The organism is Ottowia beijingensis, assembly GCF_013423955.1.
GTDB lineage: Bacteria > Pseudomonadota > Gammaproteobacteria > Burkholderiales > Burkholderiaceae_C > Ottowia > Ottowia beijingensis.
Window position 1 is genome coordinate 2,786,457 of the sequence record NZ_JACCKX010000001.1, and the last position, 22,918, is coordinate 2,809,374.

The 22,918-nt window shown below is 69.1% G+C and carries 15 protein-coding genes, 1 tRNA gene and 5 pseudogenes; 17 read left to right on the top strand and 4 right to left on the bottom strand.

Annotated features, from left to right (window positions below):
- The first annotated feature begins 108 nt into the window (after positions 1–108).
- From H0I39_RS13985 to H0I39_RS22380, 12 genes and pseudogenes are all read left to right on the top strand, one after another.
- Positions 109–324, top strand: coding sequence for a formate dehydrogenase (locus tag H0I39_RS13985; RefSeq protein ID WP_180550918.1), 216 nt, complete (start codon positions 109–111; stop codon positions 322–324).
- Between the two features lie 48 nt (positions 325–372).
- Positions 373–3,341 (top strand): annotated as a pseudogene (locus tag H0I39_RS13990) (formate dehydrogenase subunit alpha).
- Positions 3,342–3,351: 10 nt separating this feature from the next.
- Positions 3,352–3,969: a formate dehydrogenase FDH3 subunit beta gene (gene fdh3B / locus H0I39_RS13995; RefSeq protein WP_180550919.1), complete on the top strand. Its 618-nt coding sequence runs from the start codon at positions 3,352–3,354 to the stop codon at positions 3,967–3,969.
- Positions 3,970–4,211: 242 nt separating this feature from the next.
- On the top strand, positions 4,212–5,477 hold the full coding sequence (locus H0I39_RS14000; protein ID WP_180551820.1) for a formate dehydrogenase subunit gamma: 1,266 nt from the start codon (positions 4,212–4,214) through the stop codon (positions 5,475–5,477).
- Positions 5,478–5,491: 14 nt separating this feature from the next.
- Entirely contained in the window at positions 5,492–5,920 is a 429-nt protein-coding gene (locus H0I39_RS14005; RefSeq protein ID WP_180550920.1) for a hypothetical protein, read from the top strand.
- A gap of 81 nt (positions 5,921–6,001) precedes the next feature.
- Positions 6,002–6,865: a formate dehydrogenase accessory sulfurtransferase FdhD gene (locus H0I39_RS14010; protein ID WP_180550921.1), complete on the top strand. Its 864-nt coding sequence runs from the start codon at positions 6,002–6,004 to the stop codon at positions 6,863–6,865.
- A gap of 135 nt (positions 6,866–7,000) precedes the next feature.
- Positions 7,001–9,523: an ABC transporter permease gene (locus H0I39_RS14015; protein WP_180550922.1), complete on the top strand. Its 2,523-nt coding sequence runs from the start codon at positions 7,001–7,003 to the stop codon at positions 9,521–9,523.
- Positions 9,524–9,705: 182 nt separating this feature from the next.
- Positions 9,706–11,838, top strand: a complete 2,133-nt coding sequence (locus tag H0I39_RS14020) for a bifunctional 2',3'-cyclic-nucleotide 2'-phosphodiesterase/3'-nucleotidase (protein WP_180550923.1) — start codon at positions 9,706–9,708, stop codon at positions 11,836–11,838.
- Between the two features lie 145 nt (positions 11,839–11,983).
- A complete protein-coding gene (locus tag H0I39_RS14025; RefSeq protein WP_180550924.1) occupies positions 11,984–13,213 on the top strand; it encodes a patatin-like phospholipase family protein in 1,230 nt (409 codons plus the stop codon).
- Between the two features lie 99 nt (positions 13,214–13,312).
- Positions 13,313–13,705, top strand: a complete 393-nt coding sequence (locus tag H0I39_RS14030; RefSeq protein WP_180550925.1) for a group II truncated hemoglobin — start codon at positions 13,313–13,315, stop codon at positions 13,703–13,705.
- A gap of 142 nt (positions 13,706–13,847) precedes the next feature.
- Entirely contained in the window at positions 13,848–14,048 is a 201-nt protein-coding gene (locus H0I39_RS22370) for a hypothetical protein (protein ID WP_257645801.1), read from the top strand.
- Positions 14,033–15,087: pseudogene (locus H0I39_RS22380) on the top strand (MFS transporter). The gene H0I39_RS22370 and the pseudogene H0I39_RS22380 overlap by 16 nt, the downstream one beginning before the upstream one ends.
- 307 nt (positions 15,088–15,394) lie before the next feature.
- Here H0I39_RS22380 and H0I39_RS14040 read toward each other — a convergent pair.
- Together H0I39_RS14040 and radC are read right to left on the bottom strand one after the other, a co-directional pair.
- A complete protein-coding gene (locus H0I39_RS14040; RefSeq protein WP_180550926.1) occupies positions 15,395–16,054 on the bottom strand; it encodes a Smr/MutS family protein in 660 nt (219 codons plus the stop codon).
- 134 nt (positions 16,055–16,188) lie between these two features.
- A complete protein-coding gene (gene radC, locus H0I39_RS14045; protein WP_180550927.1) occupies positions 16,189–16,866 on the bottom strand; it encodes a RadC family protein in 678 nt (225 codons plus the stop codon).
- Between the two features lie 70 nt (positions 16,867–16,936).
- On the opposite strand from radC, the gene H0I39_RS14050 reads away from it, so the two are divergent.
- The 4 genes and pseudogenes from H0I39_RS14050 (at position 16,937) to H0I39_RS14065 (ending at position 20,023) form a co-directional block, all read left to right on the top strand.
- Positions 16,937–17,380, top strand: a complete 444-nt coding sequence (locus H0I39_RS14050; protein WP_180550928.1) for an FKBP-type peptidyl-prolyl cis-trans isomerase — start codon at positions 16,937–16,939, stop codon at positions 17,378–17,380.
- Complete coding sequence (gene ispH, locus H0I39_RS14055; protein WP_180550929.1) at positions 17,380–18,348, top strand: 4-hydroxy-3-methylbut-2-enyl diphosphate reductase; 969 nt, start codon at positions 17,380–17,382, stop codon at positions 18,346–18,348. The genes H0I39_RS14050 and ispH overlap by 1 nt, the downstream gene beginning before the upstream one ends.
- A gap of 235 nt (positions 18,349–18,583) precedes the next feature.
- A pseudogene (gene serS, locus H0I39_RS14060) lies at positions 18,584–19,899 on the top strand (serine--tRNA ligase).
- Between the two features lie 34 nt (positions 19,900–19,933).
- Positions 19,934–20,023: transfer RNA gene (locus H0I39_RS14065), tRNA-Ser, on the top strand.
- Positions 20,024–20,075: 52 nt separating this feature from the next.
- Here H0I39_RS14065 and H0I39_RS14070 read toward each other — a convergent pair.
- Positions 20,076–20,786 carry an HAD family hydrolase gene (locus H0I39_RS14070; protein ID WP_180550930.1) on the bottom strand — a complete coding sequence of 237 codons (711 nt, stop codon included), beginning with the start codon at positions 20,784–20,786 and terminating at the stop codon, positions 20,076–20,078.
- Positions 20,787–20,827: 41 nt separating this feature from the next.
- Here H0I39_RS14070 and hemH point away from each other — a divergent pair.
- Positions 20,828–21,918 (top strand): annotated as a pseudogene (gene hemH / locus H0I39_RS14075) (ferrochelatase).
- Positions 21,919–21,987: 69 nt separating this feature from the next.
- Here hemH and H0I39_RS14080 read toward each other — a convergent pair.
- A pseudogene (locus H0I39_RS14080) lies at positions 21,988–22,886 on the bottom strand (alpha/beta fold hydrolase).
- Between the last annotated feature and the right edge of the window lie 32 nt (positions 22,887–22,918).

Sequence of the window (22,918 nt, forward strand, 5' to 3'; positions counted from 1 at the left end):
CGGGTTTACACCGACCCGCCGTCGGGGGCTCGTATATCATTCGCCGTACCAACCCATGTATCAGATTGCATAGGTACGCCTGCGCAGTCCACCACGAGGATCATCGCCATGTCCCGTTCCAACACCGATCACAAGCTCTCGCGCCGCGTGCTGTTTGCCGGCGCCGGTACCGCCGGTGCAGTGGCAGCGGTGGCCGCCGTGCTGCCCGCCGTGCGCCAGCCGCAGGCCGCCGTGGCCGAGACGCCGCGCCAGCCGCCCGAGCGCGGCGGCGGCTACGTGCTGAGCGAGCACGTCAAGCAGTACTACAAGACCACGCGCCTCTGAGCGCCGGCGTCCCACCCGATTCCACCCCCGACCGCGTGAGGGTTCCCCATGTTGCTGACCAAGAAATCCGGCGCCGCTGCAGGCGCTCCTGTCTCCTCGTCCTTCGTGCACCGCTTGCGCCATGGCCTGTCGCAGGCCGTGCCGACGATGGACCGCCGCGCCTTCCTGCGCCGCTCCGGCCTCGGCGTCGGCGCCGGACTGGCGGCCACGCAGCTGACGCTGGTGAAAAAGGCCGACGCGGCCGGCGCCGCCAAGAGCATCGACGGCAGCGGCACCGTCGAGGTCAAGCGCACGGTGTGCACGCACTGCTCGGTCGGTTGCGCGTCGGATGCGGTGGTGGAGAACGGCGTCTGGGTGCGGCAGGAGCCGGTGTTCGATTCGCCCATCAACCTGGGCGCGCACTGCGCCAAGGGCGCCGCGCTGCGCGAGCACGGCCATGGCGAATACCGCCTGCGCTACCCGATGAAGCTGGTGAACGGCAAGTACCAGCGCATCAGCTGGGACGAGGCGCTGAACGAGATCAGCGCCCGCATGCTGGATCTGCGCAAGCAGAGCGGGCCCGACAGCCTCTACGTCATCGGCTCGTCGAAGCACAGCAACGAACAGGCCTACCTGCTGCGCAAATGGATGAGCTTCTGGGGCAGCAACAACTGCGACCACCAGGCGCGCATCTGCCACAGCACCACGGTGGCCGGCGTGGCCAACACCTGGGGCTACGGCGCCATGACCAACAGCTACAACGACATGCAGAACAGCAAGGTCGCGCTGTACATCGGCTCCAACGCCGCCGAGGCCCACCCGGTGTCGATGCTGCACATGCTGCACAGCAAGGAAACCGGCTGCAAGATGATCGTGGTCGACCCGCGCTTCACCCGCACGGCCGCCAAGGCCGACGAGTACGTGCGCATCCGCTCGGGCTCCGACATCCCGTTCCTGTTCGGCCTGCTGTACCACATCTTCAAGAACGGCTGGGAAGACAAGCAGTACATCCATGATCGCGTGTTCGGCATGGACAAGGTGCGCGAGGACGTGCTGGCCAAGTGGACGCCCGACAAGGTCGAGGAGGCCTGCGGCGTGCCCGAGGCGCAGATGATCAAGGTGGCCACCATGCTGCACGAGAGCAAGCCCGGCACCATCGTCTGGTGCATGGGCCAGACGCAGCACACCATCGGCAACGCCATGGTGCGCGCCTCGTGCATCCTTCAGCTGGCGCTGGGCAACGTGGGCGTGTCGGGCGGCGGCGCCAACATCTTCCGCGGCCACGACAACGTGCAGGGCGCCACCGACGTCGGCCCCAACCCCGATTCGCTGCCCGGCTACTACGGCCTGGCCGAAGGCTCGTGGAAGCACTTCGCCGCCACCTGGGGCGTCGACTTCGAGTGGATCAAGAAACAGTACGCCAGCCCGGCGATGCTGACCAAGAGCGGCATCACCGTCAGCCGCTGGATCGACGGCATCCTGGAGAAGAACGAACTGATCGACCAGGAAAGCAACATCCGCGGCGTGCTGTTCTGGGGCCATGCGCCCAACTCGCAGACCCGTGGCCTGGAAATGAAGAAGGCCATGGACAAGCTGGATCTGCTGGTGGTGATCGACCCCTACCCGTCGGCCACCGCCGCCATGGCGGCCATGACCAGCGCGCCGGGCGACCTCAACCCCAACCGCGCCGTCTACCTGCTGCCGGCCTGCACGCAGTTCGAGACCAGCGGCTCCGCCACCGCATCCAACCGCTCGCTGCAGTGGCGCGAGAAGGTCATCGAGCCGCTGTGGGAAAGCCGCAGCGACCACATGATCATGTACCAGCTGGCGCAGAAGTTAGGCTTCGACAAGGAGCTGTGCAAGAACTACGCGATGCAGAAGGTCAAGGGCCTGGACGAGCCCGTGCCCGAGGACATCCTGCGCGAGATCAACAAGTGCGTGTGGACCATCGGCTACACCGGCCAGAGCCCCGAGCGCCTGAAGGCCCACATGAAGCACATGGGCTCGTTCGACGTCAAGACGCTCAAGTTCAAGGGCAGCGCCAAGGACGAGGTCTCTGGCGTGGACCTGACCGGCGACTACTTCGGCCTGCCGTGGCCGTGCTGGGGCACGCCCGAGATGCGGCACCCCGGCTCGCCCAACCTGTACGACACCAGCAAGCACGTGATGGACGGCGGCGGCAACTTCCGCGCCAACTTCGGCGTGGAGCGCGACGGCGTCAGCCTGCTGGCCGAGGACGGCTCGCACTCGCTGGGCGCCGACATCACCACCGGCTATCCCGAGTTCGACCATGTGCTGCTGAAGAAGCTCGGCTGGTGGGGCGAACTCACGCCCGACGAGCAGGCCAAGGCCGAGGGCAAGAACTGGAAGACCGACCCCACGGGCGCCATCATCCGCGTGGTGATGAAGAACCACGGCTGCCACCCCTTCGGCAACGCCAAGGCGCGTGCGGTGGTGTGGAACTTCCCCGACCCGATCCCGCAGCACCGCGAGCCGCTGTACGGCACCCGGCCCGACCTGATGGCCAAGTACCCGACGCACGACGACAAGCGCGCGTTCTGGCGCCTGCCCACCCTCTACAAGAGCGTGCAGGACAAGAACATCGCCGACGGGCTGGACAAGAAGTTTCCGCTCATCCTCACCTCGGGCCGCCTGGTCGAGTACGAAGGTGGTGGCGAGGAAACCCGCTCCAACCCCTGGCTGGCCGAGTTGCAGCAGGAAGCGTTCGTGGAAATCAACCCCAAGACCGCTGCCGACCGTGGCATTCGCAACGGCAGCCGCGTGTGGCTCAGCACCCCCACGGGCGCGCGCCTGAATGTGCAGGCCCTGGTGACCGAGCGCGTAGCGCCCGACACCTGCTGGATGCCATACAGCTTCTCAGGCCGCTGGCAGGGCGCCGACATGCTGGCGTATTACCCCAAGGGGCAGCGCCTCTGGTGCGTGGCGAGGCCGTGAACACCGCGACAACGTATGGCTACGACGTCGTGACCATGATGCAAGAAACCAAGACCACGATCTGCAACGTGGAACGCGCATAAGGAGGCAGCGATGGCACGGATGAAATTCATTTGCGACGCGGAGCGTTGCATCGAGTGCAACAGCTGCGTGACGGCGTGCAAGAACGAGCACGAGGTGCCCTGGGGTGTGAACCGCCGCCGCGTGGTCACCCTCAACGACGGCGTGCCGGGCGAGAAGTCGATCTCGGTCGCCTGCATGCATTGCTCCGACGCGCCCTGCATGGCGGTCTGCCCGGTCAACTGCTTCTACCGCACCGACGAGGGCGTGGTGCTGCACGACAAGGACGTGTGCATCGGCTGCGGCTACTGCAGCTACGCCTGCCCGTTCGGCGCGCCGCAGTTCCCCAGCAAGGGCACCTTCGGCGTGCGCGGCAAGATGGACAAGTGCACCTTCTGCGCCGGCGGCCCCGAGAAGAACGGCAGCCAGGCCGAGTTCGAGAAATACGGCCGCAACCGCCTGGCCGAGGGCAAGCTGCCCGCCTGCGCCGAGATGTGCTCGACCAAGGCCTTGCTGGCCGGCGACGGCGACATGGTGGCCGACATCTTCCGCACCCGCGTGCTCAGCCGCGGCAAGGGCGCCGAGGTGTGGGGCTGGGGCACGGCCTACGGCAACCAGAAGGGCGCCAAGCCCGAAGGAGCGAAATCATGAAAAGCCTGACCTGGACTCTGGCCGCCGTGGCCATGGTCGCGCTGGCCGCCTGCGGCGAGAAGCCGCAGGAGCAGACCGGTGCCAAGGCCGACAGCGCCGCCTTCAAGGGCACGGGCGTGGCGTCGTTCACCCAACCGGGCTGGACGGCGGGTGACGCCAACAGCTGGCAGCAGCAGTTGCGCGCGCGGGCAGTACGGCCAGAACGAATACAACCGCGCGTCGTCCAGGTAAGGGGGTCGACCATGCGACTCATCCCGTTTCTTCGAGCCGGTGCGCTGGCCCTGGGCCTGATCGGCGGCGCCTGGGCGCAGTCGGCGCCCGAGGCCGCCGCCGCTGCAGAGGCCGCGGCATCTGCAGCCGTGACGGCGGCTTCGGCCTCCGCTCCGGCGGCACAGCCCAGCTTCAGCCCAAGCCCCGCGGCCACCACCGCGGCACCGGCCATGGGCGGCATCCGAAGTGCCAACATCTTCGAGATCGCGCCCGGCGCCGCGTCCGACCCCGACTACGGCCAGCAGACCAATGCCGAGCGCAACCGCGTCCAGCCCGGCAACAACGCACCCATGTGGCGCGCGGTGGGCAGCGGCGTCACCGGCTACAGCAGCCTGCCGGTGTCGCAGGCGCCCGAAGCCGGCAACCTGATCCAGCCCATGGTGCAGTACCCCGGTTCGCGCTTCACCACGGCGGGCGAAGCCTGGCGCCAGGTGCGCAACAACTGGCTGATCCCGTACGGCGGCTCGCTGGTGCTGATCGCGCTGGTCGCGCTGGCGATCCTGTACTTCGCCAAGGGCAGCCTGGGGCAGGCCCGCAACGACGGCCCGCCGGTGATCGAACGCTTCACGCCGTTCGAGCGCTCGGCCCACTGGCTCAACGCCATCGCCTTCGTGCTGCTGGCGGTGTCCGGCATCGTCATGGCCTTCGGCAAGTTCTTCCTGCAGCCGGTGCTGGGCCTGCACCTGTTCGGCTGGCTGAGCTACCTGCTCAAGAACATCCACAACTTCGCCGGCCCGCTGTTCGCCGTGTCGCTGGTGATCGTGCTCATCACCTTCCTGAAGGACAACATCGCCAGCATCTGGGATCTGCTGTGGCTGAAGAACGCCGGCGGCATGTTCGGCGGCAAGCAGGTGCCTTCGCACCGCTTCAACCCGGCTGAGAAAGGCATGTACTGGTGGGGCATGTTCTTCCCCGGCCTGCTCGCCGTCGTTTCGGGCCTGGTGCTGGACAAGCTCATCCCCGGCCTGGGCATTACCCGCGGCGAGATGCAGATTGCCCACATGATCCACCTGGTGGCCACCGTCATCATGATGTCGATGGTGTTCGGCCACATCTACATGGGCACGCTGGGCGTGCGCGGTGCCTACAAGGCCATGCGCACCGGCTGGGTCGACGAGGAATGGGCCAAGGAACACCACGAGCTGTGGTACGACGACATCGTGGCCGGCAAGATTCCGGCGCAGCGTTCGGGGCAGGGTGCATCGGCCCAGCCGCCCGTGCAGACCGCCTCCGTGTGAAAGAGATCGGCACCATGAAGAAACACCTGTTGATGATCGCCGCGCTGGCACTGTGCGGCGCAGCCAGCGCCAAGCTGCCACCGCTCAGCGCCGAGGCCAAGGCCAAGGCCGACGAGGCCGCTGCGCGCACCGCGTGGCAGGGCAAGGTCGATGCCTACAAGCTGTGCCAGGCGCAGGACCGCGTCGCCGCGCGCTACCGCGCCAGCGTGCCCGCGGGGCGCCCGGCGCCGGGCGAGGTGGTGGGCACGCCCGCGTGCACCGATCCGGGCCCGTTCGTCTACACGCCGCCGCAGGCCAAGCCGATCGAGCAGGCGGGCGCGCATTCGCCCGCCGCCACCGCCGCCACGCCGCCGGTGACCACGCCGCAGACCCAGGCCGAGGTGAAGACCCAGGCGGCACCTGCCACCGCGCCCGCCAGCGCCGCGTCGGCTGCCAAGCCCTGATTGGTCGCGCGGCTCCGCGCACTCGCTACACTGACCCAGGCCACCCGGGCTGCCCGGCGTGGCCTGTTTCGCTTCTGAACGATGAACCCTGATCGACCGGAATTCCCCCAGCCGCACCTGACCCAGGCCAGCGCCCCGCTGACCGAGCGCGTTCTGGCCATCGACGAGCATGGTCAGGCCGCCGAGGTGTCGATTCCGGCCGAGCGCGCGCTGACGGTGTACGTCGACAAGCGCGAACTGGTCACGCTGATGACGCTGGGCGCGCACCCCGAATGGCTGGTGCTGGGCTACCTGCGCAACCAGCGCCTGATCGGCGCGCTGGCCGAGGTCGAGTCGATCACGGTGGATTGGGAAGTCGGCGCTGCCTCCGTGAAGACGCGCCACGGCATCGATCGCATCGAGGAGCGCACGGCGCAGCGCGTGGTCACCACCGGCTGCGGGCAGGGCAGCGTGTTCGGCGACCTGATGGCCGACCTGGACAGCATCCACCTGGGCGACGCCACGCTGACGCAGGCGCAGCTCTACGGCCTGCTCAACGCCATCCGCCTGCAGGAGAGCACGTACAAGTCCGCCGGCTCGGTGCACGGCTGCGCGCTGTTCGCGGGCGAGCGCATGCTGATCTTCGTCGAGGACGTGGGCCGCCACAACGCCATCGACACCATCGCCGGCTGGATGTGGCTGCAAGGCGCCGCCACGCAGCGCGGCAGCGACAAGGTGTTCTACACCACCGGCCGCCTGACCAGCGAGATGGTCATCAAGTCGGCGCAGATGGGCGTGCCCATCGTCGTCTCGCGCAGCGGCATCACGCAAATGGGGCTGCACGTGGCCAAGCGCCTGGGGCTGTGCGCCATCGGGCGGGCGATGAACAAGCGCTTCATCTGCTACAGCGCGCCCGAGCGGCTGCAATGGCAGCCGGAGCTGGCGGCGCCATCGTCTCAAAATTGATAGTTGGTTGCGCTCGCCAATGCTTGTTTTCAAATGATTTCGTTCTGAAATCATTGATGGACGGGCGCAGGCAGCTATCAAAAAGAAGTCTTCGCCCCCGTCACGCCCCGCGCCCGCATGCGCTAAGGTTGCCCCATGAACACCTCCTTCTGGTCCCTCGGCTGGCGCACGCTGTGGCGCGACCTGCGCGCGGGCGAACTGCGGCTGCTGATGGTGGCCGTGACCCTGGCCGTGGCGGCGCTGACCAGCGTGGGCTTTTTCTCCGACCGGCTGCAGGGCGGCCTGCAGCGCGACGCACGCCAGCTGCTGGGCGGCGACGCCGTGGTGGTCAGCGACAACCCGCCCGCCGCCGCCTGGACGCAGCGCGCCGAGCAGCTCGGCCTGCGGCATGCGCTGAACCTGACCTTTCCCACCATGGGCCGCGCGCCCGACGCGCAGGGCGGCGCCACGCGGCTGGTGGCGCTGAAGGCGGTCGATGCCGGCTACCCGCTGCGGGGCCAGATGCGCCTCGCGCGCAGCCCCACGGACCGCACCGGCGAGCCCACGCCAGACATCCCGGCGCGCGGCACCGCCTGGGTCGATGCGGCGCTGCTGGAGGCGCTGGGCTTGGCGCTGGGCGACACGCTGCTGCTGGGCGACGGCAGCTTCCGCATCGCGCAGTTGATCGCGCAGGAGCCCGACCGCGGCTCCGGCTTCATGACCTTCGCGCCGCGCGTGATGCTGCACGCCGCCGACCTGCCGGCCACCGGGCTGGTGCAGCCGGCCAGCCGCATCACCTACCGCCTCGCCGTGGCCGGCGATGAGCCAGCCGTGCGTCAGTTCATCACCTGGGCCGAGGCCGAGTTGAAGAACCCCGAGGTGCACGGCGTGCGGCTCGAGTCGCTCGACAGCGGCCGGCCCGAGATGATGCGCACGCTGGACCGGGCCGAGAAGTTCCTCAACCTCGTCGCGCTGCTGGCGGCGCTGCTGGCCGCCGTGGCGGTGGCGCTGGCCGCGCGCGGCTTCGCGTCGCGCCGGCTCGACGACTGCGCCATGCTGCGCGTGCTGGGCCTGCCGCAGCGCGCCATTGCGGGCGCGTATGCGGTCGAATTCGTGCTGGTCGGCCTGGCCGCCAGCGTGGCGGGCGTGCTGATCGGGTTTGCCGTGCACCACGTGTTCGTGGCGCTGCTGGCGGGGCTGGTCGAAACCGCGCTGCCGGCGCCCAGCGCCTGGCCGGTGCTGTTCGGGCTGGGCATCGGCCTGACGCTGCTCATCGCCTTCGGCCTGCCGCCCGTGCTGCAGCTGGCGCAGGTGCCGCCGCTGCGCGTGATCCGGCGCGACGTGGGCGCGCTGCGGCCGGCCTCGCTGGCGGTGCTGGCGCTGGGCGTGGCGGGCTTCGCGGCGCTGCTGGTGGCCGTCAGCGCCGATGTCACGCTGGGGCTGATCGCCGTCGGCGGCTTTGCCGGTGCCGTGGCCGTGTTTGCGCTGCTGTCGTGGGGCGCGGTGCGGCTGCTGCGGGCCGTGGTCAACGAACAGACGGCGCCGCGCTGGCTGGTGCTGGCCACGCGGCAGATCTCGGCGCGGCCCGCTTACGCCGTGGTGCAGGTCAGCAGCCTGGCCGTGGGCCTGCTGGCGCTGGTGCTGCTGGTGCTGCTGCGCACCGACCTGATCGCCAGCTGGCGCGCCGCCACGCCGGCCGATGCGCCCAACCGCTTCGTCATCAACGTGATGCCCGACCAGGGCGAGGCCTTCCGTGCCACGCTCAAGGATGCGGGAGTGGCCAAGATGGACTGGTACCCGATGTTCCGCGGCCGCCTGGTGGCCATCAACGGCCAACCCATCAACCCGGACGACTTCACCGAGGAGCGCGCGCAGCGGCTGGTGGATCGTGAGTTCAACCTGTCGCACGCGGCCGATAAGCCGCCGCACAACGAGATCGCCGCCGGCCAGTGGCGCGCGGGCGAGGCGGGCGCCATCAGCGTCGAGACCGGCCTGGCCGAGACGCTGGGCCTGAAGCTGGGCGACACGATGACCTTCGACATCGCCGGCACGCCCACGGAGGGCCGGGTCACCTCGCTGCGCAAGGTCGACTGGGCCTCGATGCACGTCAACTTCTTCGTCATGTTCCCGCTGGCCGAGATGCCTGAGATGCCGATCACCTACATTGCCGCCTACCGCGCCCCCGACCAACCGGGCTTTGACAACGCCCTGGTGCGGCAGTTTCCGAACATCACCAACGTCGACATGAGCAGCACCATCGCGCAGGTGCAGCGCGTGCTGGACCAGGTGATCCGCGCGGTCGAATTCCTGTTCGGCTTCACGCTGGTGGCGGGGCTGATCGTGCTGTTTGCGGCCGTCAGCGCCACGCGCGAAGAGCGCGCGCGCGAGTTCGCCATCATGCGCGCCATGGGCGCCGGCAGCCGCCTGCTGGGCAGCGTGCAGCGCGCCGAGCTGGCCGGCGTGGGCCTGCTGGCCGGTTTTCTGGCCAGCGTGGTGGCCATCGGCGTGGGCTGGGCGATGGCGCGCTATGCCTTCGAGTTCAGCTGGACGGCGTCGCCCTGGGTGCCGCTGGCGGGCAGCGTTGTGGGCGCCGTGCTGGCGCTGATCGCCGGCTGGTGGGGCCTGCGCGAGGTGCTGCGGCGGCCGGTGGTGGAGACGCTGCGGCGCGCAGCAGAGTGAAGATTGCTATGTATTGAATAGCTGCTGGCGCTTGATGGACAAGGGCTGAGGGCCGAAATCACTCCAAATCGGGGGCGGCGAGCAGGGCCGTGTCATGAAGGGTTACATCATCGCCACCCCGGCTTCAACGCGCTGTCATGTGCGGTGGTCAGCATCCGGCTTTTATCCCAGCCCCGCGCGCCATGCCCCACGCTCATTCCTTTCTTGCCCGTCGCCCCTTCATGCTCTCGCTGCTCGTCGCCACCGCGCTGACCGCGTGCGGCGGCAGCGATGACGACACCCCGGCGCCCGCCGCGCAGAACGCCACCGCGCAACTGGCGCTGCTGAGCACCACCGACCTGCACTACTACGCGCGCAGCTACAACTACTACGCCGGCCGCGAAGACCCGTCCGTGGGCCTGGAGCGCACCGCCACGCTGATCCGCCAGGCGCGCGCCGAATTTCCGAACAACCTGCTGGTGGACAACGGTGACACCATCCAGGGCTCGGTGCTGGGCACCTACGAGGCGCAGGTCGCGCCCATCCCGCCCACGCAGCAGCTGACCATGTACCAGGCCATGGGCGTGCTGAAGTACGACGCCGGCGTGCTGGGCAACCACGAATTCAACTTCGGCCTGCCTTACCTGAGCCAGATTCTGGGCGGTGGCCTGGAGGTCGACGGTGTCGATCCGAAGATCGGCAGCAAGGACAAGGGCCCGGGCTTCCCAGTCGTCACGGCCAACGTCACCAGCCTGAAGACCGGCAAGCCGCTGGTCGACCCCTACGTCATCCTGGAGCGCAATCTGACCGCGACCCAGGAAGACGGCAAGACCGTCACGTTGCCGATCAGGATCGGCGTCATCGGCATCACCACCCCCGGCATCCTGAACTGGGACAAGGACAAGCTCGACGGCAAGGTCAGCACCCAGGACGGCCGCGACACCGCCGCCAAATACGTGCCCGAGGTGCGCGCCAAGGGGGCCGATCTGGTGTTCGTGCTGCTGCACGGCGGCATGAACGCCAATGGCTATGTCCCGCTGATGGAAAACCCCGGCCACTACATCACCAAGGACGTGCCGGGCATCGACGGCATCGTGATGGGCCATGAGCACGGCGTGTTCCCCGACCGCGGCGCCAACCCGGCCTACCGCTTCGACGGCGCCGACAACGCCAGGGGCACCGTCAACGGCGTGCCCGCCGTCATGCCCAGCTCGTGGGGCAAGGCGCTGGGTGTCATCAACTACGCGCTCAAGTGGGACGGCGCGGCGAAGAAGTGGTCGCCCGACACCGCCAGGACCGACGTGCAGGTGCGCAGCATCCAGACCGGCAGCAACCCCAACACCTACGTCGCGCCCGACGCCGCCGTGGCCGCCGCGGTTCAGCCGCTGCACGACAAGACCCGCGCCTACGTCGCCTCGCCCATTGGTACCAGCGATTTCCGCCTCAGCTCCATGTTTGCCGACGTGGGCGACGTCGGCGCGCTGCAGATCGTCAACCAGGCGCAGCAGGACTACGTGGCCCGCTACGTGAAGGCCAGCCTGCCGCAGTACGCGCACCTGCCGGTGCTGTCGGTCACCGCGCCGTTCAAGGCCGGCTACGCCAGTGCCACCGACTACACCGACGTCAAGGCCGGCACCATGACCGTGGCCGCCGCCGCCGACCTGTACCTGTACGACAACAACACCATCCACGCCGTCAAGGTGACGGGCGCGCAGATCAAACTGTGGCTGGAGAACGCGGCCCACCGCTTCAACCGCATCGACCCCACCAGCACCGCCGACCAGTGGCTCATCAACGACAGCAAGACCGGCGTGCAGCCCGGCTCGGCCTTCCCCGGCTACAACTACGACGTGTTCACCTCGCCCGACATCGGCTACGAGATCGACGTGACGCAGCCCACGTACAACGTCAACAACCCCGGCCAGGGCGGCGAACGCATCAAGAACCTGACCTACCAGGGCCAGCCCATGGACCCGGCGCAGGAATTCATCGTCGCCACCAACAACTACCGCGCCAACAGCAGCGCGCGCTACATCCTGGGCACGGGCCAAAGCTTCGACATCATCTGGGCCGCGCCCGACGCCAACCGCGAGGTGGTGCTGAACTACGTCAAGGCGCGGCAGAACATCACCCGCGCCGCCAACGGCGCCACCAGCAGCTGGCGCTTTGCCAGGGTGGCCACGGCGGGCAAGGTGCTGTTCAAGTCCGGCAAGGACGAACTCGGCGTGGCGCAGGCGGCGGGCCTGGCCAACGTCAGCGTCGACAGGGCCGACGACACCGGCGTCAACAACGGCACCGGCACCTACACGGTGTACCGCATCGACCTGGGCCAGTGAGCGTGGCCGATGAGTGGCCCGCGCGTGGCGCGGCGGCCACCAGCGTGCACCAGCTTGGTGAATTAGAGTCGGCGCTCTGTAGGCGAAGGCCGATAGTCAGGGTTAATGCCTAAGTCTTTCGGCTTGCATGTGGTCCACTGCTGCCATGAGTGACACCACCACCGAGACCTCGAAAATCATTCACCTTGCGCTGCAGGGCGGCGGCGCGCACGGCGCCTTCACCTGGGGCGTGCTGGACGCCCTGCTGATGGACGGCCGGCTGCGGCCCTCCGGCATCAGCGGCACCAGCGCGGGCGCCGTCAACGCCGTGGCGCTGGCCCACGGCTGGGCGCAGGCGCAGGCCGAGCGGCAGGACCCGTACGAAGGCGCCCGTGCGGCGCTGGCCCGCGTGTGGATGCGGGTGATGGAGCTGGGCGCCGCCAGCGAAAGCACCGCGCGCCTGACCCGGCTGATGATGGGCGCGCTGCCCGGCGCGCTGACGCGCTTTTCGCCCTATCAGACCAACCCGCTCGACATCAACCCGCTGCGCCAGCTGATCGAGCGCGAGATCGACTTCGACCGCCTGGGCCGGCTGCGCTCGCTGCGCGTGTACGTGGCCGCCACCGACGTGGAAACCGGTCGCGCCGAAATCTTCAGCGGCAAGCGCCTGACCGCGCAGGCGGTGATGGCCTCGGCCTGCCTGCCGCAGCTGTTCCAGGCGCCCGAGATCGACGGCAAGACCTACTGGGACGGCGGCTATTCGGCCAACCCGGCGCTCGGCCCGCTGGTGGCGCTGGGCGACTCCAGCGACATCCTGCTGGTGCAGATCAACCCGCTGCGGCGCGCCGGCAAGCCCACCTCGGCGGCCGAGATCACCGACCGCGCCAACGACCTGACCTTCAACGCCAGCCTGATCGCGCAGATGCGCACCATCGCGCTCGTCAACGAGCTTGTGGCCAGCGGCGTGGCGCGCGAGGGGCTGAAGCCCGTGCACATGCACCGCATCGACGGCGGCGCGGCGCTGGCCGGGATGCCGGCCTCCAGCAAGGTGACGCCGCAGCGCGCCACGCTGGAGAAGCTGTTCGAGCTGGGGCAGGAGAGCGCCAAGCGCTGGCTCAAGCGCAGCTTCGACGCCGTGGGCGTCAAGAGCAGCATCAACCTGCAGCGCGACTACGGCGACCCGCTGAAGCTGGAGTTCGAGCCGGCCGCCGATGCCGACGCCGAAGACCCCGATGGCGATGCGGCGCTGACGCATTTTCTGTGGTCGACCGAGGAGCAGGCGCACGCCGCCAGCACCGCGGCCGCCGCCACCGAGCGGGCCGTGCGCGCGGCCAACGGGCTGGCGGACCCGCCAGCCGCGGAAGGCGATGCACCCACGGCCGCGGCGCCAGCCTGAGCGCGCTGCGCCGCCTAGAATCGAAGGCTTGCATCCGGGTGCTGGTTGCTTCATTAAAGATAGCTGTCAGCGCCCGTCCCATAAGCGCTGGAGCCCGATTTGACTCAAGAAACCGACACCGCCACGCCGTTCGACTGGATCGGCGGCGAGCCGGCGGTGCGTGCGCTGGTCGAGCGCTTCTACGACCTGATGGACCTGGAGCCGCAATACGCCGCCGTGCGCGCCACCCACGGCAGCACGCTGGATGACGCGCGGCAGAAGCTGTTCTGGTTCCTGTGCGGCTGGCTCGGCGGGCCCGATCACTACATCGAACGCTTCGGCCACCCGCGCCTGCGCATGCGCCACCTGCCGTTCGCCATCGGCATCCGCGAGCGCGACGAATGGGTGCTGTGCATGGACCAGGCGATGCGCGAAACCGGCGTCGACGATGCGCTGCGCCAGCGCCTGAACCAGAGCTTCTTCCAGACGGCGGACTTCATGCGGAACAGATGACATCGCCGCTGAGTCGCCTGCGGCGCCACGTGCTCGTCCCTGCGGACGCCTTCGTGTTGTGGGAGCGGGCTTGCCCGCGATGCAGCGCTCGCGCACCGCGCGTGAGTCATCACCGTCAAGGCCGGTTCCACCGCAACTTGCCATGAGCGACCCAGCCGCACCGAAGCCACCCAGCGCCTGGTGGAGCCTGGCCGTCACCACCGCCATCCAGGCCATGGTGTCGATGGCGCTGCTCACGCTGCCGGCCATGGCGCCCGTGGCGGCGCAGGGCTGGGCGTGCCGCCCGCGCTGGTGGGTGCCTACGTGGCGCTGTGCTATCTGGCGGCCATGCTGTCCAGCCTGATCGGTGGCACGCTGGTGCGGCGCCTGGGGGCCATCCGCGTGAGCCAGCTCGGGCTGGCGCTGTGCGCCATCGGCCTGCTGCTGTGCGCCGTGCCCTGGCTGCCGGCGGTGGCGCTGGGCGCGCTCTGCATCGGCGCGGGCTACGGGCCGATCACGCCGGCCAGCTCGCACCTGCTGGCGCTCACCACGCCGGCGCACCGCATGGCGCTGGTGTTCTCAATCAAGCAGACTGGCGTGCCTGCGGGCGGCATGCTGGCGGGTGCGCTGGTGCCGGGGCTGTCGCTGTGGCTCGGCTGGCAGGGCACGCTGGCCGTGGTGGCGGGGTGTGCGCGGTGTGCGCCGTGCTGTCGCAGCCGCTGCGCGCGGCGCTGGATGCCGACCGCCAGCCCAGCCAGGCGCTGGCACTGGGCGCGCTGTTCAGGCCGGTGGGCATGGTGCTGGGGCACCGCTCGCTGGCCGTGCTGGCGGCGTGCTCGTTCCTGTTCTCGGCGGTGCAGGTGTCGGTGACGGCGTACATGGTCACCTACCTGAACGGGTCGCTGGGCATGACGCTGCTGGCCGCGGGCGCGGCGCTGTCGGTGTCGCAGCTGGCCGGCGTGGTCGGCCGCATCGCCTGGGGCGCCGTGGCCGACCGCGGCCTGGGGCCGCGCAACACGCTGATGCTGCTGGCCGTGCTGATGATCGTGGGCAGCGTGCTGACGGCGCTGCTGCAGCCGGGCTGGCCGACGGCGCTGATCTGGGCCATCGTTGCGCTGCTGGGTGCCTCGGCCATCGGCTGGAACGGCGTGTACCTGGCCACCGTGGCACGCCAGGCGCCGCCGGGGCAGGCGGCCACGGCCACGGGCGGCACGCTGATGTTCACCTTCATGGGCGTGGTGCTGGGCTCGCCGGCATTCGGTGCGCTGGCGGGCTTCAGCGGCAGCTACCGCCTCGCCTTCGCCGCGCTGGCGCTGCCGGCGGCACTGGCCTTGGGGCTGCTGCTGTGGCGGGCGAGGCAGGTGCGGCGCGAGGCGGCGCTGCAAGCCCCGGAGGCTGCCTAATAACCTGGTCATCCAGAAGTCTCATTCCATTTCCAATTCAATGCGTCAATCACCGTCATCCCGGCGAAGGCCGGATTCCGGCTTGCGCCGGAATGACGAGCTATTGCAGCCTTGATCTGGAATTGAATCAGATGACGCGCGGGCTGCATCCGCTGTGTGGGAGCGGGCTTGCCCGCGATGAGGCGTCTCGTCGCAACCAGCGCTTGATCGCGGGCAAGCCCGCTCCTACCACGCTGCCTGAGGTCGGTTGCTAATCAAAATAAATAGCTGCCAGCGCTTGCTGGACGGGCGCTGGAGGCCGATTGGGCTATGAATCGCTGCGCGGCGCCCGCCCCGCCGCCGCCAGCAGCACCATCAAGGCCCCCGCGCCGCCTTCCAGCGGCCGGGCCTGCACGTAGGCCAGCACTTCCTTCTTCTGGATCAGCCAGCCGTGCACCTTGGCCTTCAGCACCGGCGCCTTGCCGGGCGAGCCCAGGCCCTTGCCGTGCACCACGCGCACGCAGCGCAGGCCGGCTTTCGTCGCCTCGCGCAGGAACTGGCCCAGCGCCTCGCGTGCCGCATCGGTGCGCAGGCCGTGCAGGTCGATCTGTGCCTGCACCGCCCAGTGGCCGCGCCGCAGCTTGGCCGTCACGTCGGGGCCGACGCCGGGGCGGCGAAAGCTCAGGTGCTCGTCGGTGTGCAGCAGGGTGCTGGTGTCGAACTCGTCGGAAATCGCCTCGCGCAGCGCGGCCTGCTCGTCCAGCACGCGCTGGCGCGGCTCGGGCGGCGTGGGCGCGGGCGCATGCACCACGCGCCCGTGCGCGCGCAGCGGCTGCGTGGGGCCGATGGCGCGGGCGAACAGGTTCTGCTCGGCCTGCGCCCGCTTCGCCGCCGCGGCGCGCGCGGCGGCTTCCTCGGCGGCGCGGGCTTCGGCCTCGGCCAGGCGGGCGCGGATGGCCTTCAGCTCCTGGAACGATTTCACCTTCATCTCCGGCATCCGCAGGATGCACGCCGCTCGACTGAACCGCTGGCCGCGGAGCAGGCCGCGCCAGAACGCCGTGGCCGGACCTGCGCCGACCAGTGGCGTTGTCCCCTGGGGAAGCCGCGCAGCGGCACAGGGGGTCATATGAGGCCTTTCTCGGCCATCGACAACGCCTGGCCCGGCGCCACGATCACATGGTCGAGCACGCGCACGTCGATCAGCGCCAGCGCGCTTTTCAGGTTCTGCGTGATCGCCTCGTCGGCGCGGCTGGGCTGCACGCCGCCGCTGGGGTGGTTGTGCGCCAGGATCACCGCCGCCGCGTGGTGGTGCAGCGCGCGCAGCGCCACCTCGCGCGGGTACACGCTGGTCTGCGTGAGCGTGCCGCGAAACAGCTCCTCCAGCGCGATCAGCTTGTGCTGCGCATCGAGAAACAGCACGGCGAACACCTCGTGCGGGCGCGCCGCCAGGTGCAGTTGCAGGTAGTCCTTCACGGCGGCGGCTGAGTCGAACGCGGCGCGCTCCTTCAGCTGCTCGGCCAGCGCGCGGCGTGCCAGCTCCAGCACGGCCATCAGCTCGGCGCGCTTGGCGCTGCCGCCCAGGCCTTTCACGCGCTTCAGGTCGTCGGCGCCCGCGTGCAGCAGGCCGGCGATGCCGCCGAATGTTTGCAGCACCTCCTGCGCCATCTGCAGCACGCCGCGCCCGGCGGTGCCGGTGCGCAGCAGCAGCGCCAGCAGCTCGGCATCGCTCAGCGCGCCGGGGCCGCGGGCCAGCAGCTTCTCGCGCGGACGCGCATCGGCGGGAAGGTCTTTGAGCGACATGCGGGCAGCGGGGCAGGGCGGTTTCTACAATCGGGGCAGTTTATCTGGGGCAGTCTGCCCACCCCATGGCATGAGCGTCGTCGAACCCGGTTCCTTTCTCACCCTGCATTACCGCCTGGCCGGCCCGCAGGGCGATGTCGTCAACACCTTCGGCGGCAAGCCGGCCACGCTGTCGCTGGGCGCGGGCGAGCTGTCGCCCGTGGTCGAGCAGCGCCTGGTCGGCCTGGCCGAGGGCGCGCGCGCCGCGTTCGACATCCCCGCGGGCGAGGCCTTTGGCGAGCGCAACCCCGACATGATCCAGTGGCTGGCGCGCAAGGAGCTGGACGCCATGGGCGACCCGCAGGAGCGCTATGCCGTGGGCGACGTGATCCACCTGCCGACGCCCGACGGCCAGGGCCAGTTCGCCGCCGTGGTGCAGGCGGTGCGTGACGATGGCGCGTTGCGGCTCGACTTCAACCACCCGCTGGCGGGGCAGCCCGTCACCTTCGAAGTCGAAGTGATCGGAATCCTCTGATGAAACCCTCTGAAGTTTTGCTGGCCGAGCCGCGCGGCTTCTGCGCCGGCGTTGACCGCGCCATCGAGATCGTCGAGCGCGCCCTGGCCAAGTTCGGCGCGCCGATCTACGTGCGCCACGAGATCGTGCACAACACCTATGTGGTGAACGACCTCAAGGCCAAGGGCGCGATCTTCATCGAAGCGCTGGCCGACGTGCCGCCGGGCGCCACGCTGGTGTTCAGCGCGCACGGTGTGCCCAAGTCGGTCGAGCGCGAAGCCGAGCAGCGCGGTTTTCGCGTGTTCGACGCCACCTGCCCGCTGGTCAGCAAGGTGCACGTCGAGGTGGCCAAGCTGCACCGCGAGGGCTACGAATTCATCATGATCGGCCACAAGGGCCACCCCGAGGTGGAAGGCACCATGGGCCAGCTCGACAGCGGCATCCACCTGGTGGAAGACGTGGCCGACGTGGCGCGCATCCAGCCCGCGCAGACCGACAAGCTGGCCGTGGTGACGCAGACCACGCTGAGCGTGGACGACGCGGCCGACATCACGGCGGCGGTGAAGGCGCGCTTTCCGCACGTGCGCGAGCCCAAGCAGCAGGACATCTGCTACGCCACGCAGAACCGGCAGGACGCGGTGAAGCTGATGTCGAAAGCGGTCGACGTGGTCATCGTCGTCGGCAGTCCCACCAGCAGCAACAGCAACCGCCTGCGCGAGGTGGCGCTGAAGCTGGGCACCGACGCCTACATGGTCGACAGCGCCGAGGAGCTGCGGGCCGAGTGGATCGAAGGCAAGACGCGCATCGGCCTCACGGCCGGCGCCTCGGCGCCCGACATCCTGGTGCAGCAGGTCATCGAGCGGCTGCGCGCGCTGGGCGCGCTGTCGGTGCGCAAGCTTGATGGCGTGGAGGAAACCATCAAGTTCCCGCTGCCCAAGGGCCTGAAGCTGGACGATGCGGGTGAATCCAGCCTGGGGCATCTGAGCTGAGCCTGGCGCATCCGGCCGTGGGCACTCCAGGCGTCTGAATCAGGCGATAGCCATTTGGCGCCATATTGCAGTTTCAAACTGATAGCTGCTTGCGCCCGATCAATGGGCGCTAGAGCCTGATTCTCGTATACAAAAAATCTGCAAGATCCCCCTTGTTGGACCCTGCCTTGCGCCATGGTGCCAGCGGCCCCGCACCGGCGGGGCACGCCGGCGGGCGCCACCTACAATCGCGCCCATGCTTGATCCCCTGCTGCTCCGCAAAGACCTGGGCACCGTTCTGGCGCGCCTGGCCACCCGCAAGAATCCCCAGCCCTTCCTCGACGAAGCCGCCTTCACCGCGCTGGAAGCCGAGCGCAAGACCATCCAGACCCGCACCGAAGAGCTGCAGGCGCAGCGCAACAGCGCCAGCAAGCAGATCGGCCAGCGCAAGTCCAAGGGCGAAAGCGCCGACGACCTGATGGCGCAGGTGGCGTCGATCAAGGACGAACTCGATGCTTCGGCCGCGCGGCTGGATGCGATCCAGGACGAACTTGGCGCGCTGCTGCTGGCCGTGCCCAACCTGCCGCACGCCAGCGTGCCCGTGGGCGCCGACGAAACCGCCAACCACGAAGTGCGCCGCTGGGCGCCGCACGGCCTGGCGCCGCGCGCGTTCGACTTCCCGTGCGCGACCACGTCGACCTGGGCGAGAAGCTGGGGCTGGACTTCGAGACCGGCGTCAAGCTGGCCGGCACGCGCTTTTCATTCATGCGCGGCCCCGTCGCGCGCCTGCACCGCGCACTGGCGCAGTTCATGCTGGACGTGCAGACCACGCAGCACGGTTACACCGAGTGCTACACGCCCTACATCGTCAACGCCGACACGCTGCGCGGCACCGGCCAGTTGCCCAAGTTCGAGGCCGACCTGTTCGCCGTCAAGAAAGGCGGGCAGGAAGGCGAGGGCGAACTGCTGTACCTGATCCCCACCTCCGAGGTGTCGCTGACCAACATGCTGCGCGACGAGATCGTGACCGAGGCCGATCTGCCCATCAAGCTCACCGCGCACACCCCGTGCTTCCGCTCCGAAGCCGGCAGCGCCGGCCGCGACACGCGCGGCATGATCCGCCAGCACCAGTTCGACAAGGTCGAGATGGTGCAGATCACGCACCCCGACAAGAGCTACGACGCGCTGGAAGAAATGGTCGGCCACGCCGAGGCCATCCTGCAGGCGCTGGAACTGCCCTACCGCGTGGTGCTGCTCAGCACCGGCGACATGGGCTTCGGCGCCAGTAAAACCTACGACCTTGAAGTGTGGGTGCCCGCGCAGGACACTTACCGCGAGATCAGCTCCGTCAGCAACTGCGAAGCCTTCCAGGCGCGCCGCATGCACGCTCGCTTCAAGAACGCTGCCGGCAAGAACGAACTGGTGCACACCCTCAACGGCAGCGGCCTGGCCGTCGGCCGCGCGCTCGTCGCCGTGCTGGAGAACCACCAGAACGCCGACGGCTCCATCACCGTGCCCAAGGCGCTGCGTTCCTACCTGGGCGGACTGGAAGTGCTGCAACCCGCGCCCTGACTGCTGCTAGAATGCGCGATTCGACACGAAAGCAGGAGAGGTGGCAGAGTGGTCGAATGCGCCGGACTCGAAATCCGGTATACGGTTCTCCGTATCGAGGGTCTGAATCCCTCCTTCTCCGCCAGCAGTAAGGCAAGCCCGCTACTCAAAAGGTAGCGGGTTTTGTTTTTCCGGCCTCAGATGCCCAGCAGGCGGCACAGCGCCTGCATGTCCTGCGCCACGGCATGCGGCTGGCCGTCGATGGCGTCGGGCCAGGCCTCGGCCGTGCGGTTGATCCATGCCAGCTGCATGCCCGCGGCCAAGGCACCCGCGCCGTCCAGGTGGGCGTCGTCGCCGATGTGCAGCACCGCGCTCTCGGGTACGCCGGCGGCCTGGGCGGCGGCGGTGAAGATGCGGCGGTCGGGCTTGCCGACGCCGAACTGGGCGGCGCTGATGGCAGCGTGGAAGTGCTGGCCGATGCCGATGCGGTGCACGTCGGCGTTGCCGTTGGAGAGGGCGACCACCGGATAGCGCGCGCTCAAGGCCTGCAGCGCAGGCAGCGCATCGTCGAACAGCGTGACCTGCTGGCGCGCGTCGAAGAACACCTCGAAGGCCGGCTCGGCCAGCGCCGGGTCGTCGCCGGCCCAGTGCAGCAGCTGGCGGATGGCTTCGCGCCGCATCACGGCCAGGTCGTGCGTCTGATCGGGCCTGCTGATCTGCACCTGCTGGCGTGCGCGGTGCGATGTCTCCTTGTCGCGCGCCAGGGCGGCGGTGCGCGGGGCTTGGGTGTCCAGCCAGGCGCGCAGCACATCCTCGGCGCGGTGGATGGTGGGCCACACGGGCCACAGCGTGTCGTCCAGATCAAGCGTGATGGCGCGGATGCGGGACACGTCCAGCTGATGGGTCATGCGGGCAAACGGTGGTCGACGGGCATGACCGAGAATAGCGCATGCGTTTTCGACCTGAACCGGCCCACCAGCATGGCCAGCCGGCGCGCACCGGCGTGCTGCTGTGCAACCTGGGCACCCCCGACGAACCCACGGCCGCGGCCACGCGGCGCTATCTAGCCGAGTTTCTGAGCGACCCGCGCGTGGTGGAGATCCCGCCCGCGGCCTGAAGCCGATCCTGCATGGCGTGATCCTGCGCACGCGGCCGGCCAAATCGGCCGCCAAGTATCAGCAGATCTGGCTGCCCGAGGGCTCGCCGCTGATGGTGTGGAGCCGCAAGCAGTCGACGATGCTGCGCGGCTACCTGGGCGAGCGCGGACACAGCGTGAGCGTGCGGCTGGCGATGCGCTACGGCAACCCGTCCATCGCGTCGCAGCTCGATGAACTGAAGGCACGCGGCTGCACCCGCATCCTGGTGGTGCCGCTGTACCCGCAGTATTCGGGTACCACCACGGCCAGCGTGATCGACGCCGTGGGCGCCTGGGCGCGCGGCGTGCGGCACGTGCCCGAACTGCGCTTCGTCAACCGCTTTCACGACGACCCGGGCTACATTCGCGCGCTGACCCGCGTGATGCACCAGCACTGGCAGGCGCACGGCCGGCCCGACAAGCTGGTGATGAGCTTTCACGGCGTGCCCGAACGCACGCTGACGCTGGGCGACCCCTACCACTGCGAATGCCTGAAGACCGCCCGCCTGCTGGCCGAGCGGCTGGCGCTGAAGGACGGCGAGTGGGTGGTGAGCTTTCAGTCGCGCTTCGGCAAGGCGAAATGGCTGGAGCCGGCCACGCAGACGGTGCTGGAGCAACTGGGCCGTGCCGGCACGCAGCGCGTGGACGTGGTGTGCCCCGGCTTCGTGGCCGACTGCCTGGAGACGCTGGAGGAGATCGCCATTGAAGGGCGCGATGCCTTCAAGGCCGCGGGTGGGCAGGAGTTTCACTACGTGCCCTGCCTGAACGACAACCCCACCTGGCTGGCAGCGCTGGCGGAGATCGTGCAGGACCACCTGCAGGGCTGGCCGACGCGCGGTGCCGATCAAGCCGCCGAAGCCGCCGCCACGCGCGAGCGTGCACTGGCGGCCGGGGCCAAGGCGTGATCAGTTTGCTATATCAACAATAGCTGCTGGCGCTTGCTGCATGCGCGCTGAAGCCCGATTTCATTCAAATCACGCCGCTACGGCAGCGGCCGGCTGGTGCGCGCGTTCGATGAAGTCGGTGACCAGCTTCAGCTGCTCGGCCACGTTCAGCGCCGGGGCGTGGCCGCAGCCCGGCACCTCCACCCATTGCAGCTGGCCGCGTGCGCCCGGTCCGCGCGTGCTCATCTGCTCGGCCGTGTCCTTCAGCACCAGGTCGGAGTCGACGCCGCGCAGCAGCAGCACCGGGATGTCGAGCGCGTCGTAGTGGTGCCAGATCAGGTAATCGTCGGGGTAGTGGATGAACTGGCCGACGATGGCCGGGTCGTAGTGCGGCGTCACGCGGCCGTCGGGCAGGCGGCGCGTGCTGGTTTCCGTCAGGCGGCGCCACTGCGCGTCGGTGAGAAAGCCGTAGGGCTTGTACGCCGTGCGCAGGAAGGCCTCCAGTTCGGTCACGCGGTCGAAGGCGGGCGGCTGGCCGGCGTAGGCCTTGATGCGCTCGATGGCTGGCTGTGCCAGTTGCGGCGCGTTGTCGTTCAGCGTCAGGCTGCGGATGCGTTTCTTGAGTTCGGGCTCGAAGTAGCCCGACGCCGCCACGGTGCCGATGGCGCCGCCCATCGAGGTGCCGACCCAGTGGCAGTGCTCGATGCCCAGTTGCACCAGCAGCTCGCGTGCGATGCGGGCATAGAAGGCCAGGCAGTACTCGTCCTTCGGGTGCTCGGCCCACTGGCTGAGGCCGCGGCCCACCATGTCGGGGCACAGCACGCGCCAGCCGCGCGCCGACAGGTGCGCGGCCAGTTCGTCCATGTCGCGCCCGGTGCGCGCCAGGCCGTGCCAGGCGACCACGGTGCCGCGCACGGGGCGGCGGGCCGCCAGTCGGTGTAGTGCAGCTCGCGCCCGGCGCAGGTGAGGTAGTGGGAGGTGAACGACATGGACTTCTCTGCGGATGATGAAGGGGTGGGCG

Coding starts and splice junctions, on each gene's coding strand:
- H0I39_RS14020 (WP_180550923.1), top strand. CDS start 9,706: ATGCCCCACGCTCATTCCTTTCTTGCCCGTCGCCCCTTCATGCTCTCG.
- H0I39_RS14040 (WP_180550926.1), bottom strand. CDS start 16,054: ATGAAGGTGAAATCGTTCCAGGAGCTGAAGGCCATCCGCGCCCGCCTG.
- H0I39_RS14010 (WP_180550921.1), top strand. CDS start 6,002: ATGAACCCTGATCGACCGGAATTCCCCCAGCCGCACCTGACCCAGGCC.
- H0I39_RS14005 (WP_180550920.1), top strand. CDS start 5,492: ATGAAGAAACACCTGTTGATGATCGCCGCGCTGGCACTGTGCGGCGCA.
- fdh3B (WP_180550919.1), top strand. CDS start 3,352: ATGGCACGGATGAAATTCATTTGCGACGCGGAGCGTTGCATCGAGTGC.
- H0I39_RS14000 (WP_180551820.1), top strand. CDS start 4,212: ATGCGACTCATCCCGTTTCTTCGAGCCGGTGCGCTGGCCCTGGGCCTG.
- H0I39_RS14070 (WP_180550930.1), bottom strand. CDS start 20,786: ATGACCCATCAGCTGGACGTGTCCCGCATCCGCGCCATCACGCTTGAT.
- H0I39_RS14015 (WP_180550922.1), top strand. CDS start 7,001: ATGAACACCTCCTTCTGGTCCCTCGGCTGGCGCACGCTGTGGCGCGAC.
- radC (WP_180550927.1), bottom strand. CDS start 16,866: ATGTCGCTCAAAGACCTTCCCGCCGATGCGCGTCCGCGCGAGAAGCTG.
- ispH (WP_180550929.1), top strand. CDS start 17,380: ATGAAACCCTCTGAAGTTTTGCTGGCCGAGCCGCGCGGCTTCTGCGCC.
- H0I39_RS14025 (WP_180550924.1), top strand. CDS start 11,984: ATGAGTGACACCACCACCGAGACCTCGAAAATCATTCACCTTGCGCTG.
- H0I39_RS14050 (WP_180550928.1), top strand. CDS start 16,937: ATGAGCGTCGTCGAACCCGGTTCCTTTCTCACCCTGCATTACCGCCTG.
- H0I39_RS22370 (WP_257645801.1), top strand. CDS start 13,848: ATGAGCGACCCAGCCGCACCGAAGCCACCCAGCGCCTGGTGGAGCCTG.
- H0I39_RS13985 (WP_180550918.1), top strand. CDS start 109: ATGTCCCGTTCCAACACCGATCACAAGCTCTCGCGCCGCGTGCTGTTT.